At 62.4% G+C, this 18,794-nt stretch carries 1 protein-coding gene; it reads right to left on the bottom strand.

The genetic code is table 11. From position 1 onward, the window contains the following. Positions 1-19: 19 nt before the first annotated feature. Complete coding sequence (locus ACFK0J_RS16445; protein WP_378741115.1) at positions 20-18,598, bottom strand: type I polyketide synthase; 18,579 nt, start codon at positions 18,596-18,598, stop codon at positions 20-22. Between the last annotated feature and the right edge of the window lie 196 nt (positions 18,599-18,794).

Genomic DNA, 18,794 nt, shown 5'->3' with positions numbered 1-18,794 from the left:
GAATCTTCTCCCCTAAGACTTATTTATCGGTATTGCCAAGGATGTAGTCGACAAGACTCTCCGAATCCATTGAATCGATAGAATCTTCGTCTCCATACTCTGCAGAACGATTAAGCTGGCGATACTCTTCAGCCAGGTCAGCAAGAACGTTAAGGATTCCCGCTTGCTTAAATCGATCAATTGGCACTGAACTTAGGCTCCTACGAAGCTCGTTCTCGTCCACCCTTGTCTCAGTGGATCCGTGCAGTTCGTGCAGGATGTGGCCGGTGATCGCGTCGGGGGTCGGGTAGTCGAACACCAGCGTCGCCGGCAGCCGCAGCCCGGTCACGGTGTTGAGCCGGTTACGGGCCTCGACCGCGGTCAGCGAGTCGATACCCAGATCACGGAAGTTGCGAGTGGCCTCCACCGCCTCGGCACCAGCATGACCGAGGACCACCGCGATCTGCGAGCGGACCATATCCAGCACCAGCCGCCGCTGCTCGGGCTCGGCCAACCCGGCCAACCGAGCCAGCAGCGCCGATCCGGTCCCCGGTGTGGTGGTGGTATCGACACTGCGGCGCGCGGCCGGGGCCAGTCCCCGCAGCAGCGGTGCCAACAACCCGGCCCGCGCGGACGCGGCCAACGCGGCGGTGTCCAGACGGGTCGCGGTCACCGTGGCACGATGCTGCGCGATCGCGGCATCGAACAACGCCAACCCCTGCTCATCCGAGACCGCCCGGAACCCACCACGACTGTTACGAGCGACATCACCACGCTCGAGATGCCCGGTCATCCCGGTCCCCGAAGCCCACAAACCCCACGCGATCGACGTCGCCGCCAAACCCCGGGCACGCCGGTACTCGGCCAACCCGTCGAGGAAGGTGTTCGCCGCCGCGTAGTTGCCCTGCCCGGGCCCACCCACGACCCCGGCCAATGCGGAGAACAACACGAACAACGCCAGATCCCGATCACGAGTCAACTCGTGCAGATGCCAAGCCGCATCGGCCTTGGCCGACATCACCACATCCACCCGCTGCGGCGTCAACGCCGCCATCATCCCGTCATCGAGCACACCCGCCGCATGCACCACACCGGTCAACGGACTGTCCTCAGGGACCACAGCAAGAAGAGCAGCCACCGCAGCACGATCGGACACATCACAGGCTTCCACACGCACCCGCGCGCCGAGCCCGACCAGTTCCGCTTGCAGTTCCTCGGCACCAGGCGCGCCCATGCCGCGGCGGCTGGCCAACACCAGCGACCGCACTCCGTACGAGGACACCAGATGCCGGGCCACCAACGCACCCAACCCACCGGTACCACCAGTGACGATCACCGTGCCCTCGGCCAACACCACACCGCGGTCACCATCGGTGATCTCGGCGGGTTGGGAGGTGAGTCGGGTCAGTCGGGGGGTGTGGGTGGTCCCGTTGCGGATCGCGAGCTGCGGCTCGCCGAGCGCGCTAGCCGTGGACACGACCTCGGCGACCGCCGGCGAGAACAAATCCTCCCCCGATTCGGTTTCGGCATCGGGCTCGAGGTCGAGGTCGAGGTCGATGAGCACGATGCGGCCGGGGTCTTCGGTCTGCGCCGAGCGCACCAGCCCCCACACCGCCGAGGCGGCCAAATCGGTCACCGCGCTACCGGCCACCGCGACCGCGCCACGGGTCAACACCATCAACACACCCGGACCCGACCAGTGTGGATCGGAGAACTCCTGCACCGCCGCCAGCACCCGATGCACCGCGGTGTGCGCCTGCCACACCGGATCCGCCTCACCAGCAGCGATATCGCGGGCATCGAACACGACCACCGACGCATCGCTTGCACCGTCACTCACGGTGTCGGGTGTGGCGTGTTGGGTCCAGGTGATGTACGGCACCACCGATACCGGCTCGGGAGCGGTGACCGGGTTCCAGTCCACAGCCAACAACCGGTCCCCGGAGGTGATGGTGAGCTGATCGAACGCGACCGGCCGCAATACCAGCGAGCCGACCGTCAGCACCGGCTGCCCGGTCTCGTCGGCCACCACGATCGACACCGCACCGGTGTCGGTGCTGGTGATCCGGGCCCGGACCAGAGCGGCGCCGGTCGCGTGCAGACCGACTTGTTCCCACGCGAACGGCAACCGCGGCCCCTGCCCACCACCGGTGTCCCCGGTGTCGTGAGTGTCATCGAGGCCCAACGCGTGCAGGACCGCATCCAGCAGCGCCGGATGCAACCCGTAACGGTGCGCCTCCCCCACACTGTCGATGCCGTCGGTCGCGGGCAGGGCAGCCTGCACATACAACTCTGTGCCATCGCGCCAAACTTGTTGCAGGCCTTGGAACATCGGCCCGTACCCGTAACCGGTGTCGGTCAACCCGTCGTAGAGGCCGTCGATCGGCACCGGCTCCGCGCCGACCGGAGGCCACTGCGTCCACGGTGGGACAACTGCTGCCGCGGTGTCGGGAGCTACCACGCCTTGGGCGTGCAACACCCACTCCCCGTCGGTATCGCTGTCGGTGTCGGGTCGGGAGTAGACCGTCACCACCCGCTGGCCGTCGCTGTCGGCACCACCGATGAGGACTTGGATCTGCCGTGCACCGGTCTCGGGCAGGCTCAAAGGAGCCAGCAGGGTCAGTTCCTGCAGCAGCGGGCAGCCGACCTCGTCGCCGGCACGCAACACCAACTCCACAAACCCGGTACCGGGCAGCAACACCACACCACCCACGGCATGATCGGCCAGCCACGGATGCGTACGCAACGACAACCGGCCCGTCACCGTGACACCCCCGGTGTCCGGAGCCGCGACCACGGCCCCGACCAGCGGGTGATCGGCGGCCGCCTGTCCCAGCGACACCGCGTCTCCGGTGCCGGCGCTGGTGTCGAGCCAGTAGCGGCGACGCTGGAACGCATACGTCGGCAACCCGACACGGGCGACACCACGCCCGGTGTACAGCGCGGTCCAATCAATCTCCACACCGGCCACATCCAGGCACGCGACCGCATGCAGGAATCGGTCCAGTCCACCGTCGTCGCGGCGCAGCGACCCGACCACCACGACAGTCTCGGGTGCGCCGGTACCGGTGCCGGTGTGGATGTTGGTGCTGGTGTCCTCGATCGCGACGGTCAGCACCGGATGCGCGCTGACCTCCACGAAACGGGTGTGCCCGTCCGCGAGCAGCGCCTCAGTGGCTTGTTGCAAACACACCGTTTGACGCAGGTTGCGATACCAGTAGTGCGCATCCAAACCGGTGGTATCCACCAATTCCCCGGTCACCGTGGAGTAGAACGGGATCAGCGACGAGCCTGCGCTGACACCCCCGAGAGCCTCCAACAAGGCAGCCTGCAACGACTCGACCTGCGCGGAGTGGGAGGCATAATCCACTGCAATACGGCGGGCATGGATTCCGTCGATCTCGCATGCGTTGACCAGATGTTCGATAGCTCCGGGTTCACCGGAGACTACAACCGAGTTCGGTCCGTTCACCGCGGCGATGCTCACTCGGTCGTTCAGTCGTGATGTCACCGCGTCCGCGGGCATCGACACCGAGGCCATCGCGCCGTTGCCGGCCAGTTGTTGCTGGATCAGGCGGCTGCGTGAAACCACCACGCGGGCAGCGTCTTCGAGGGTCAACGCACCGGCCACGTAGGCGGCGGCGATCTCGCCTTGGGAATGGCCCATCACCGCGTCGGGGACCACCCCGAACGCGGCCCACAAGCGGGCCAGTCCCACCATCACCGCGAACGACACCGGCTGCACCACATCGACACGATCCAGCGACGGGGCGTCCACGCTGCCACGCAGCACATCGGTCAGTGACCAGTCCACCAACACCGAGAACGCTCGGTCGCATTCGTCGATCGCCTGCGCGAACACCGGAGCAGTGTCGAGCAACTCCCGGCCCATGCCGACCCACTGGGCGCCCTGACCCGGGAACACCAACACCGTCTTACCGGCACCAGCACCGGTGCCGGTCACCGTGTTCGCGGCCGGGGTGTCGGTGCCGATACTGATCAACCCGGCCAGCAACTGCTCACGATCGACACCGACGACCAGCGCACGATGTTCGAACCGCGACCGCTGCAACAGCGACCACCCCACATCGGCGGCCTCTAATCCCGCATCGGCGGCAATGAAATCGGCCAACCGCCGCGCCTGCCCGACCAACGCCTCACGACTACGACCCGACAACCTCCACACCACCACCCCGGCACCAGCGCCGGTAACGGTCGTGCCGGTGGTGTCGATGCCACCGGTCGAATCGGCGGGATCGTCGGTGTCACTGTGGTTTTCGATGACGGGTGCTTGTTCGAGGATGACGTGGGCGTTGGTGCCGCTGACACCGAAGGAGGACACCGCCGCACGACGCGGCCGGTCCCCGTCGGGCCAGTCGCGGGCTTCGGTGAGCAACTGCACCGCGCCGCTGTCCCAATCCACATGCGACGACGGCGCATCCACGTGCAGGGTTTTCGGGGCCACACCGTGGCGCATGGCCTGGATCATCTTGATGACACCGGCGACACCGGCCGCGGCCTGGGAGTGGCCGATGTTGGATTTGATCGACCCCAGCCACAACGGTTTGTCCTCGGGCCGGTCCTGGCCGTAGGTGGCCAGCAACGCTTGGGCCTCGATCGGGTCACCCAATCGGGTGCCGGTGCCGTGGGCCTCGACCACATCCACCTCGCCCGTGGTCAAACCCGCGTTGGCCAACGCCCGCCGGATCACCCGCTGCTGCGAAGGCCCGTTCGGCGCGGTCAACCCGTTGGAGGCACCATCCTGATTCACCGCACTACCACGCACCACCGCCAGCACCTGATGACCGTGACGGCGGGCATCGGAAAGCCGTTCCACCACCAGCACACCGACACCCTCGGACCATCCGGTGCCGTCGGCGGCGTCGGCGAAGGATTTGGACCGCCCGTCGGGCGCCAGGCCCTGCTGTCGGGAGAACTCTGCGAACACCCACGGACTCGACATCACTGCCACGCCACCGACGAGTGCCATCGCGCATTCCCCCGCGCGCACGGCTTGTGCGGCTTGGTGCACGGCGACCAGGCTCGACGAGCAGGCGGTGTCGATCGATACCGCCGGGCCTTCCAACCCCAGCACATACGACACCCGACCGGACACGACACTGGCCGCACCACCGGTCAACCGGAATCCCTCGGCACTGATGTCGCTGTCGGCGCCGACGCTGTAGTAGGCGTCGGTGACGCCGACGAAGACGCCGGTGTCGCTGCCGCGCAACGATTCCGGGGCGATCCCGGCGTGTTCGAGGGCTTCCCACACCGTTTCCAGCAGCAACCGCTGCTGCGGATCCATCGCGACCGCTTCGCGGGGGCTGATCCCGAAGAACCCGGCATCGAATTCCCCAGCGTCGTACACGAACCCGCCGTCACGCACATACGACTTGCCCGCGATCCCGGGTTCGGGATCGAACAGGGCATCGATGTCCCAGCCACGATCGGTCGGGAACCCACCGATCGTGTCACGCCCCTCGGCCACCACACGCCACAAGTCCTCGGGAGAACTCACCCCGCCGGGGTAACGGCAGCCAATCCCCACAACCACCACCGGATCCGACACATCCGCCGACACCAGCGGTGTCACCATCGCCGGCACGGCAGCCGATCCGTGCAGTTCGTGCAGGATGTGGCCGGTGATCGCGTCGGGGGTCGGGTAGTCGAACACCAGCGTCGCCGGCAGCCGCAGCCCGGTCACGGTGTTGAGCCGGTTACGGGCCTCGACCGCGGTCAGCGAGTCGATACCCAGATCACGGAAGTTGCGAGTGGCCTCCACCGCCTCGGCACCAGCATGACCGAGGACCACCGCGATCTGCGAGCGGACCATATCCAGCACCAGCCGCCGCTGCTCGGGCTCGGCCAACCCGGCCAACTGTTGCTGGAATTCGCTGTCGACCACAAGGGTTTCCTGATCGTGTTCTCGAAGGATGTCCTGTACCTCGGGCAGATCTTCGATCAACGGACGCCGTCTCGACAGGGTGTAGGGACCGGTGAACCGTTCCCAATCGATGTCGGCGACTGTGATCAGTGTTTCGTCGATACCGATGGCGTGTGCCAAGGCTTTGGTCGCCAGCTCGGGTTCCAGCAACCGCACACCCAACCGCCGAAAGTAGGGGGCAAAACCTTCCTCATCACCCATACCGCCGCCGGCCCAGACGCCCCAGGCCACAGACGTCGCAACCAGCCCCCGTGCACGGCGAGCTCCGGCCAAACCGTCCAGGTAGGCGTTTCCCGCGGCATACGCGGCCCCGCCCACGGTGCCCCACGTGGCAGCGCCGGAAGAAAACATCACAAACGCGTCCAACCGGCGCTGCCCGAGGAGTTCGTCGAGGTGTTGGGCACCGCAAACCTTGGCCGCAAGAGTTGCCGCCAATGACGAATACCCGATTTCTTCGATGGGAACGGTGCCGCCGGCACCTGCGGCATGAATCACCGCAGTCAGAGGAACGTCTCCGGCATCTATCACCGACAATGCGGCGGCAACGTCGTCGCGTTGGGTCATGTCGCACGCCAGGACCGTCACCGCCGTGCCCATCGCGAGGAGTTCGGATTCCAACTCCAGAGCACTAGGTGCCCGGGTGCCTCGCCGACTGACCAAGATCAGATGCTCGGCGCCGTGTCGTGCGGCATAGCGTGCTACGTGGGCGCCGAGAGCTCCGGTTCCACCGGTGATCAGCACTGCTCCCCGCAGCTTCCACACTGCGGTCGATCCCGGCTTGGTCGAGGACGCGCGTATCATTCGACGCGCATGAACGGCTGAACCGCGAATCGCCATTTGATCTTCACCATCGCCGCGAGATAACGCGGCAACCAGTCGCCGCAGAGTGGCATCGTCGTGTTCGATGGGCAAATCGATCAGACCGCCCCACCAATCCGGATACTCCAGGCCGACGACCTGCCCCGCTCCCCATACCTGTGACTGCATAGCGTTGGGTGATCGATCGGTCGACGCCACCACGACCGCGCCTCGGGTCACACACCACAATGGTGCTCCGACAGATTCGTCGTCGCACGCTTGGACAAGCAGCAGATTCCCCCACAGACCCCTCGGCACTGCCAGGGATGCCATACCAGGTTGATCGTCGAAAGCCAGCAAAGACAACACGCCCGAGATCTCGTCGGTTGCCTTCACCGCACCGATCGCGGCGGCGATCTCCGATCGCCCCATCCGCTCAACGTCGACGTCTATGCGCCGAACATGAGCACCAGATTCGGTCAGTACCCGAGCCAGGTCGTGATCCAGCCCGACGGTGCTCGAGCTGACGACGAGCCAGGTCCCGGTCAGTCGGGCAGCACTGTCGGGCAATGCCTTCCAGGCAATGCGATAACGCCACGAGTCCAGAACTGACTGGTCTTGACGCTGTTGGCGCCACGAGGACAGCAGCGGAAGAACATCACCGAAGGACTGCGACGGGTCGATTCCCAATGCATCGATGTCCTTGTGCTCCACCGCACGCCAGAACTCGGCATCGATCACATCCTCCACCGCGTCTCCGGTGCCGGCGCTGGTGTCGAGCCAGTAGCGGCGACGCTGGAACGCATACGTCGGCAACCCGACACGGGCGACACCACGCCCGGTGTACAGCGCGGTCCAATCAATCTCCACACCGGCCACATCCAGGTGCGCGACCGCGGTCAGCATCGTGTCGGTTTGTGAACGGTCTCGGCGCAGTGCCGCGGTGACCACGACACCGGTGTCGGTGTGGGGTTGCAGGTTTTGATCGATCAACGCGGTGAGCCCGCCGTCGGGACCCGCGACGAGGAACCGGGTCGCACCGGCCTCATGGAGGGTGTGGATCGTTTCGGCGAAACGAACCGTGCCACGGACATGACGCACCCAATAGTGCGGGTCGGCCAGTTCGGGTCCGGCCAGTTGCCCGTCGAGGTTGGACACGATCGGGATGGCCGGTTCGGCGAAGGACAATCCGGCGACCACCTCGGCGAACTCGGCCAGCATCGGCTCCATCAACACCGAATGGAACGCATGCGACACCGGCAACCGGGTGACCCGCCGACCCAGACCGGCCAGATGAGTGGTGACCGTTTCGACCGCGTCGGCCTCACCGGAGATCACCAGCGAATCGACCGCGTTGACCGCGGCGATATCGACTGCACCGGTACCAAATTCGGTGAACAGTTCGGCGATCTCGGTTTCGGAGGCCTGCACCGCGGCCATCGCCCCGCCCTCGGGCAACGCCTGCATCAACTGGCCCCGCGCCGCGACCAGCACCGCGGCATCCTCGAGACTCAACACTCCCGCGACATGCGCGGCGGTGATCTCACCGATGGAATGACCGGCCAGCATGTCCGGACGCACACCCCAGGCCCGCAGCAACGCGAACACACCCACACCGACGGCGAACAATGCGGCCTGCGCGAACACGGTGGCGTTCAACGGTTCTGCGTGTTCACCCCACACCACCTCACGCAGTGAACAACCCAACCGCGGATCCAACTCGGCCACCACCGCGTCGAACGCCGCAGCGAACACCGGGAACCGCTCATACAACTCCCGGCCCATGCCGACCCACTGGGCGCCCTGACCCGGGAACACCAACACCGTCTTACCGGCACCAGCACCGGTGCCGGTCACCGTGTTCGCGGCCGGGGTGTCGGTGCCGATACTGATCAACCCGGCCAGCAACTGCTCACGATCGACACCGACGACCAGCGCACGATGTTCGAACCGCGACCGCTGCAACAGCGACCACCCCACATCGGCGGCCTCTAATCCCGCATCGGCGGCAATGAAATCGGCCAACCGCCGCGCCTGCCCGACCAACGCCTCACGACTACGACCCGACAACCTCCACACCACCACACCGGTCGTGTCGGAAACGGTTGCCTCGGAATCAATCACCTCGGCAACCGCGGGTGCTTGTTCGAGGATGACGTGGGCGTTGGTGCCGCTGATCCCGAAGGAGGACACCGCCGCACGACGCGGCCGGTCCCCGTCGGGCCAGTCGCGGGCTTCGGTGAGCAACTGCACCGCGCCGCTGTCCCAATCCACATGCGACGACGGCGCATCCACGTGCAGGGTTTTCGGGGCCACACCGTGGCGCATGGCCTGGATCATCTTGATGACACCGGCGACACCGGCCGCGGCCTGGGAGTGGCCGATGTTGGATTTGATCGACCCCAGCCACAACGGTTTGTCCTCGGGCCGGTCCTGGCCGTAGGTGGCCAGCAACGCTTGGGCCTCGATCGGGTCACCCAATCGGGTGCCGGTGCCGTGGGCCTCGACCACATCCACCTCGCCCGTGGTCAAACCCGCGTTGGCCAACGCCCGCCGGATCACCCGCTGCTGCGAAGGCCCGTTCGGCGCGGTCAACCCGTTGGAGGCACCATCCTGATTCACCGCACTACCACGCACCACCGCCAGCACCTGATGACCGTGACGGCGGGCATCGGAAAGCCGTTCCACCACCAGCACACCGACACCCTCGGCGAACGCGGTGCCGTCGGCGGCGTCGGCGAACGGTTTGCATCGGGCATCGGCCGCCAGCCCGCGTTGGCGGGAGAATTCTTCGAACACCCACGGACTCGACATCACTGCCACGCCACCGACGAGTGCCATCGCGCATTCCCCCGCGCGCACGGCTTGTGCGGCTTGGTGCAGGGCGACCAGGCTCGACGAGCAGGCGGTGTCGATCGATACCGCCGGGCCTTCCAACCCCAGCACATACGACACCCGACCGGACACGACACTGGCCACACCACCGGTCATCCGATATCCCTCGGCACCGATGTCACCTTCCGGCCCGGCACCAAGGCCGTAATGATGATCGCTGACGCCGACGAAGACGCCGGTGTCGCTGCCGCGCAACGATTCCGGGGCGATCCCGGCGTGTTCGAGGGCTTCCCACACCGTTTCCAGCAGCAACCGCTGCTGCGGATCCATCGCGACCGCTTCGCGGGGGCTGATCCCGAAGAACCCGGCATCGAATTCCCCAGCGTCGTACACGAACCCGCCGTCACGCACATACGACTTGCCCGCGATCCCGGGTTCGGGATCGAACAGGGCATCGATGTCCCAGCCACGATCGGTCGGGAACCCACCGATCGTGTCACGCCCCTCGGCCACCACACGCCACAAGTCCTCGGGAGAACTCACCCCGCCGGGGTAACGGCAGCCAATCCCCACAACCACCACCGGATCCGACACATCCGCCGACACCAGCGGTGTCACCATCGCCGGCACGGCAGCCGATCCGTGCAGTTCGTGCAGGATGTGGCCGGTGATCGCGTCGGGGGTCGGGTAGTCGAACACCAGCGTCGCCGGCAGCCGCAGCCCGGTCACGGTGTTGAGCCGGTTACGGACCTCGACCGCGGTCAACGAATCAAAGCCGAGGTCGTGAAAGCTGTGATTCGCGTCTACCGCTTCCGGTCCGGCGTGACCCAATACGGTGGCGACCTGGGCGCGGACAATTTCGAGAATCAGTTGTCGTTGTTCAGATTCGGACAGCCCGAGAAGGCGTTCAAAACCCCTCAGTCCCTCCCCCGCAGCCGCTTCTCTACGTACTCGAGTCGGCAGCAACTCTGACATCAGCGGCGGCAACGTACCAGCACGTGCCTGTTCAGCCAATATCAATCGATCCAGATGCATCGCCAGGACAACTGGGCGGTGCTGACCGATCGCAGAATCGAAGAGTGCTACCCCTTGTTCGACGGTCATCTCAGCCATACCGGCACGATTCATGCGCGCAGCGTCTGCATTGCCGAGATGTCCGGCCATCCCGGCCCCGGATCCCCACAGCCCCCAGACGATTGAGGTCGCTGCGAGCCCCTTCAGACTCCGGTGAGTGGCCAACCCATCGAGGAAGGCGTTCGCGGCCGCATAGTTACTCAGGCCTGGTACTCCTACGACACCTACGAGCGAGGAAAAGAGGATGAATACCGCTAAGTCCCGATCTTGGGTCAGCTCGTGCAGATGCCAGGCGGCGTCCGCTTTTGCCGCCAGAACCGAATCGATCTGCTGAGGCGTCAGTGTGTTGATGACGCCGTCGTCGTGCACGCCAGCCGCGTGCACAATGCCCGTCAGTGGTCGGTCATCGGGGATCGTGGCCAGGAGGGCCGCGACGGCACGACGATCGGACATGTCGCATGCCTGGACACGTACTAGGGCCCCAAGCCCGGCAAGCTCCGTCCTCAGTTCCTCTGCGCCCGGTGCTGCAATACCTCGTCGGCTGACCAGTACCAACGACCGAACCCCATGCTCGACCACCAGATGCCGGGCCATCAGAGCACCCAGGCCGCCCGTGCCGCCCGTGACTACCACAGAGCCTTCCGAAACATGCGGCACATCGCGGACGTTGAGGGCGTTAACACCAGCACCACCGCTGTTACGTATGACCGGCAATCTCGTCAGTCGAGCCGCGTACAAACCATGGTTGCGAACCCCAACCACGGGCTCTCCGCATGCCAATACCCTCGATACAATCCCATCTAACCCATCACCACCTGAGGTATCCAGGTCGACAAGCACAATCCTGCCGGGCTCTTCGGATTGAGCCGATCGAACCATGCCCCATACGGCCGCCCCTGCCAGATTGGCAATAGCATCATTGTCAGAAATCGACACTGCGCCGCGCGTGACTACAAGCAGCGTGCTTGAGACAAATCGGGCCTGATTTGTAAATGTCCGCAGTGCGGCATGAACTTCATGGATCATCGCGTGGGTGCCTGCCAATACGCCATCTGATCTATGGTGATCGCATTCCAGAACTAGCACCTCAGCATCAGTTTCATGTGTGGCGTCGGTCCAGTAAACGAAGGGCGTCGGCGAGGGTCGATTTGGTGTAGGTATAGCCCTCCACGCGATCGCGTGTAGCGGGCTGGCGGCTGTAACAGCGGCAAGTTGATCGAAACGAACTGCTCGTGTTGTCAGTGACCGTATCGATAGCACAGGATCTCCGGCCTGGTCAGTCACCTGCAGTGCTGCCACGTCCTGGTCCACCAAGTTGATACGAGCTCGTATTTTCGTCGCACCAGTGGCGTGAAGGGTGACTTCTTCCCATGCGAACGGCATCCTCGCGCTGAGCCCGTTCCCGTTTTCGAGCAGCAACGCATGCAAGACTGAATCCAGCAATGCTGGATGCAATCCGTATTGCTGGATATCCGCTGCGGTTTCCGGAAGCTCAGCGTCGACGAACAACTCGTTACCGCGGCGCCAGACCGACCGTAGTCCCCTAAATACCGATCCGAAACTGTAACCCACATCAATTAACTGGTCATAGCAACCATCAGTATCTACTAGCACGGCGTCAGCTGGCGGCCACATATCTATCCCGGTGTGAATATCCGTCTTCGCATAAGCGAGGTCGCGTGAACCGAGTTGACCTTGAGCGTGCAGGACCCACCCTTCAGTGTCGCTGACGCAAGAGTAGATTGCTATTGTGCGTTGACCGGCTTCGTCCGACCCGCTGACAATCGTCTGCATCCGGACACCACCTTCAGCCGGAAGCACCAGCGGCGCCAACAGTGTCAGTTCCCGTATTACGGGAGTACCGGTTTCATCACCAGCTCGGATCGCCAACTCAAGGAAAGCAGTCCCTGGAAGGACCATCACCTCGCCGATCATGTGCTCCGCCAGCCACGGATGGGTCTGCAACGACAGCCATCCAATAACCACAACACCACCGGTTTCCGGAGACGGCATTACGCCCCCAACCATGGGATGATTCGCTGCCAGCAGCCCTAGCAAGGCAACGTCACCAGTCCTCGTAACAGTGTCGAGCCAATACCGACGCCGCTGGAAGGCATAGTTTGGCAACTTCACTCGAGCCGCTGCACGGCCTGCGTACACCATTGACCAGTCCACAGACACCCCAGCCACGGTCAGCTGGGCAGCGGCATTCAACAGCCGCTCCGCCCCACCATCACCGCGCTGCAGCGTACCTACGGCTAAAATGTCTCTGGTCGCAGAATTAGCACCTGCGCGAGCTTCCTCTGTGAGCACGTCGACGGCTTCTTCAACGCTCTGGATTAGGACTGGATGCGGACTGGATTCAATGAATACCGTGCACCCTTCTTCAAATAGACCGATTGCGGTTTGGTAAAATTGGACCGTGTGGCGCAGATTGCGGTACCAGTAATCCGCATCTAATTCGACAGTATCCAGCAGTGCGCCAGTAACCGTCGAATAGAATGTGACGGCCGACGATCGTGGCGATATATGCTGAAGTCTACGAAGAAGCTCAACGCGAAGCGGCTCAACACAGGCGGAATGCGAAGCATAGTCTACCGAGATGCGGCTGGCTCGAATTCCGTCATGACTACAGGACGCAAGGAACCTGTCAAGCGCTGTAATATTTCCTGATACAACGATCGCCGCCGGTCCGTTGATCGCGGCAATACTTAAATCATCGCCATAATCAGCCAATCGCTCAGTCACAGCCGCTTGCGATAGCGATACAGAAGCCATTCCTCCTCGACCGGCCAGTTGTTCTGCAACCAACCGACTTCGTTCGACCACCACAAGAGCCGCATCTTCAAGCGAAAGCGCTCCTGCGACATATGCTGCAGCTACTTCCCCTTGAGAATGACCAACCACCGCGTCTGGCATTACGCCCAATGAACGCCAAACTTCCGCCAGAGAAACCATTACAGCAAAAAGCGCTGGCTGGATCACATCGACCCGATTGAACAGTGACGCGTTCGGCGATGCGGAGTCGTCAGCGGAAGCCGACAGCACATCAAGCAAGGACCAGTCAATCAAAGGCGCAAACGCATCGGCACATTCAACGATCTTGCGCTTGAATACAGGCACAGTATCGAGCAACCTGCGTCCCATACCCAGCCATTGAGCACCTTGCCCTGGGAACACAAACACCGTTCTGCCATTTGGGCGCACTTCCCCCGAGACCAGATTCGCGTTTGGAGCTGCATCGATTAGTGCTCTCAGACCGTCCAGCAGCTGCGTCCAGTCAGTTCCGATCACAACAGCGCGATGCTCAAACTGTGAACGGCTCGTAAGGAGCGACCAGCCCACGTCTATAGGATTCAGTTCAGGACTAGTCCGCGCCATATCCAACAGTCGTTGCGCTTGCCCGGTCAACGCCTCCCGAGACCGCCCGGATATGAGTAATGCCGTTGTTCCGATGAGATTATCAGGCCTGCGGCTAGTTGCACCACCACTCTCTCCGTCGTCACTATCAGGGGTATCGACAGCGCTCAAGTGATCTTTAGACGGGGCCTGCTCGAGGATGACGTGCGCATTGGTACCGCTAATTCCGAACGAGGAGACGGCAGCTCGTCGGGGTCCGGCAGTGGGGAGGCTCCAGCTGCATTGTTCGACCAATAGCTTCACGCCGCCACTGGACCAATTTACATGAGGGCTCGGCGCATCCACATGCAAGGTTCTGGGAAGAATATTGTGACGCAGCGCCTGGATCATCTTAATGACTCCAGCAATTCCTGCCGCAGCCTGGGTATGTCCGACGTTCGATTTTATCGATCCGAGCCACAAAGGCCGATCTGGGGGCCGATTCTGACCGTAGGTCGCCAGGAGCGCTTCCGCCTCGATAGGGTCACCTAGTTTAGTTCCGGTCCCGTGAGCTTCGACCACATCGACCGTGTCAGGCGTAATGCCCGCATTGGCCAGTGCGCGCTGAATCACACGCTGTTGGGAAAGGCCGTTCGGGGCAGTTAGCCCATTGCTAGCACCATCCTGGTTGACTGCCGACCCGCGGATGACTGCCAGCACCTCATGCCCAAGCTGATGAGCTTGCGACAATCGCTCAATGACCAGGACCCCGACGCCCTCGCTCCACGAGGTTCCGTCAGCAGCCGCAGCGAACGGTTTGCACCTGCCATCCTCCGCAAGCCCACCCTGCCGAGAGAACTCGATGAACATGGCTGGTGTCGCCATTACCGAAACCCCACAGGCCAACGCCAAGTCACATTCACCCGATCGAACCGACATCACAGCTTGATGCAGAGCAACCAGTGATGACGAACATGCGGTGTCGATCGAGACCGCTGGACCTTGCAGCCCCAGGACATATGCGACTCGACCAGATACCACACTTGTGGTGCCGCCTGTCAGCCGATACCCCTCCGATGCCGCGTCACTATTGGCGGCCCCATTACCGTATGACTGATCAGTCACACCGACAAATACGCCGGTATCGCTACCACGAAGAGTGTCTGGCTTGATGCCGGCATGCTCAAGGGCTTCCCAGACGGTTTCCAGCAGCAGCCGTTGCTGAGGGTCCATCGCCGTAGCTTCGCGAGGGTTGATCCCAAAGAAACCCGAATCGAAATCGCCTGCGTCGTACAAGAATCCACCCGTGCGGCTGTAAGATTTTCCACTCGCTACGGGATCGGGATCGTACAACTCGGCGATATCCCATCCTCGGTCACTGGGGAATTCGCCGACTGCGTCATGACCATCAACGACCATCTGCCACAGCTCGTCGGGCGATGAGACGCCGCCAGGAAGACGACACCCTATACCGACGATGGCGATTGGCTCCGACATCCCCGCTGCCGTTGGGGTTTCCGATACGAAATTCGCCTGCTGATACTCGCCTAACAGTTGCTGTTGAAGGTAGGCGGCAAGCTTTCTGACCGTGGGATAGTTGAAGAGCACAGTTATGGGCAACGCAAGGCCCGTGGTTGCGGCTAGCCTGTCTCGGGCCTCGACAGCGGTCAACGAGTCGATACCCAAATCTTTGAAATTATGGTTGATGTCAACCGCATCGATCCCGCTATGCCCCAGGACAGTTGCCAGGTGGGCGCGCACAACTTCGAGTAAGACGTCGAGTTGTTCGGTGTCCTGCAACCCGATTAGCCGCTGTCGAAGTTCGGGAACATAACTTGTGCTGCGTTCCATGGAATCGTCTGACGTCCATGCCTCGGGCTCGCTGACTTTTGCCGGTTTCGTTTTCAGGCCGGTTTCGGGCCAGTACCGGCGTCGATCAAATGCGTAGGTCGGTAGAGCAACTCGACGGCCAACTTGCGCAGAGTACACGGCCGCCCAATCGATCGCGGTACCTGTCGCGTACAGTTCTGCCATAGCATGAAGCAGACCTTGTACTTGTGGTCGATTCTTTCGCAGGACCGACACCGCCAGCACGTTCGTTGAACCAGCAGACTCGAAGCATTGTCGGATCAGGCCTGTCAAACCGCCATCCGGACCGAGCACCAGAAAACGGGTTGCGCCAGCGTCAGCCAGTGTATGCATTCCATCGGCGAAGCGGACCGTCTCACGGACGTGACATACCCAGTACTCCGGCGAAATCATCCGGATATCGCCGAGATCACCGGTGCGGTTGGACAAAATTGGTATCGCCGGATTGGAGAAAGTCAATTCGTCAAGGACATCAGCGAATGCCGTCAGCATCGGGTCCATCAACCGTGAGTGAAACGCATGAGAAACTGGTAAATTTCTGACGCGAAATCCAGCACACTCAAGCCGTCCGACTAGATCTACTATAGACTGGTATGCACCGGAAAGGACGACAGAATCAGGGGCGTTAACTGCCGCAATATCCACTTCATCCAGCATCAGTGCAGCAATTTCAGACTCGCCCGCTTGCACTGATATCATTGCTCCACCCGAAGGCAGAGCTTGCATCAAGCGACCTCGCTCCGCCACCAGCCTGGCCGCATCGGGTAGCGATAGAATTTGTGCTACGTGCGCCGCAGCGATTTCGCCGATAGAATGACCAGAAACGTAGTCAGGACGTATGCCCCAACTGCGTAGTAAGTGGAATAATGCCACTCCGACGGCGAACAGCCCGGCCTGCGCAAACAGCGTGGCGTTCAATGCTTCTTCGTCGTCGCCCCAAACAACGTTGCGTAGCGGAGTATCCAAGTGGCGGTCAAGCTCATCTACCACTGAGTTAAAAGCATTAGCAAATTCGGGAAATGCGCAATAGAGCTCCTGGCCCATTCCTAATAGTTGTGCCCCCTGGCCAGGAAACACAAATACTGTCTTGCCTTCTGTTGACACCGCACCCGTAACCGCGTCCATGGTGGCCGGATCGTCCGACAGGCTTCTCAGCCCGGCAAGCAATTGCGCCCGACACGATCCGATCACAACGGCGCGGTGTTCAAACTGGGGTCGGCTATATAGCAAGGACCAGCTTAAATCTCTCGAATCCAGACTAGGACGATCCTGCACGAATTCGTACAGTCGCTGGGACTGTCTACTCACACCTTCGCGAGTGCGTGCGGACACGGGCCACACATGCACTCCAATTCCAACATTTTCGCCAGCGTGGCGTTTCCGACCGGGATCGGCCGCGTTCTCAGCAACTTCCGGGGCTTGTTCGAGAATCAGGTGAGCGTTAGTTCCACTAATTCCGAACGATGAGACGGCGGCCCGTCGAGGGTGACCATAATCAGGCCAAGAGCGCCGTTCTGTCAACAACCGCATCGCGCCGGCCGACCAGTTCACATGCGATGTCGGAGCGTCAACGTGCAGGGTCTCCGGAAGTATGCCATGGAGCATAGCCTGGATCATCTTGATTACACCCGCAATACCTGCTGCGGCCTGGGCGTGACCAATGTTCGATTTGATCGATCCCAGCCACACAGGCCGATCGGCTTGGCGGCCCTGGCCATAAGTGGCCAACAGTGCTTCGGCTTCGATAGGGTCACCGAGAGTCGTACCGGTACCGTGCGCCTCGATGACATCCACTTCGTTTGGCGCTAGACGTGCGTTGGCCAATGCCGTGCGGATTACATGTTGTTGCGCCTGGCCGTCAGGTGCGGTCAACCCGTTGCTGGCGCCGTCCTGATTGACGGCCGTGCCCCGCACAACGGCCAATATATCGTGACCGAGCGCCCGAGCTTGAGAGAGCCGTTCCAGCACCACTACTCCGACACCTTCACTCCACGCGGTGCCGTTCGCAGCCTGAGCAAACGGCTTGCACCGCCCATCCGGGGCCAATCCCCGCTGGCGGGAGTACTCCACAAACGCCTCGGGCGTAGCCATCACTGTTACCCCGCCAGCCAACGCGAGGCTGCACTCACCGGACCGCACCGATTGAACTGCTTGATGCAGTGCGACCAGCGACGACGAACTCGCAGTGTCTACAGAGACAGCCGGGCCCCGCAACCCCAAGACATAGGCGACTCGACCCGAGACCAGGCTCGGCGACGTTCCTGTCAGCCGATATCCCTCAGCCCCAGCCAGATTCGAACTCTCATTGACTAGGCTGCCGTAGTTCTGACTCGTGACTCCAATGAACACTCCGGTGTCACTACCGCGCAGTGATATTGGATTGATACCCGCATATTCCAGTGCCTCCCAGGACGTTTCCAGCAGCACCCTCTGCTGAGGATCCATCGCAACTGACTCACGTGGGTTTATCCCAAAGAACGCAGCATCGAAATCGGCTGCGTCATATATAAATCCGCCCTCGCGAACGTACGACTTACCTGCAGCGCCAGGATCCGGGTCGAACAAGCCCGATACATCCCAACCCCGATCCGTTGGGAACGGCCCGATTGCATCCTTTCCTTCGACAAGCAACTTCCACAACTGATCTGGAGAGGATCCCCCTGGGAAGCGGCAGCCCATTCCCACAACAACCACCGGATCGAACTCAAGCGGCCGCACTCGCGACGCTTCCGCTGGCCAATCTTCCGGGATAGTCACTGAAGTTCCTCCCAAATATTCACTCTGCCAACGACACTCAGCTCGGGAGGTCGACGTAGGCACGCATCGCCCTAGGCCTTCAAACCGTCGACGTCGCACCACGCTTCCACAGCAGTTCTCAGAGCCTCCCCCAAACCACCACGCAGCGAACGATACCCGGATCGGACGACCAGCACCGGTGACGTAGGTCACTCGC

The organism is Nocardia brasiliensis, assembly GCF_042691675.1.
Classification (GTDB): domain Bacteria; phylum Actinomycetota; class Actinomycetes; order Mycobacteriales; family Mycobacteriaceae; genus Nocardia; species Nocardia brasiliensis_D.
The sequence above is the reverse complement of the archived record's forward strand: the minus strand, read 5'-3'. Positions and strand labels throughout refer to the sequence as shown.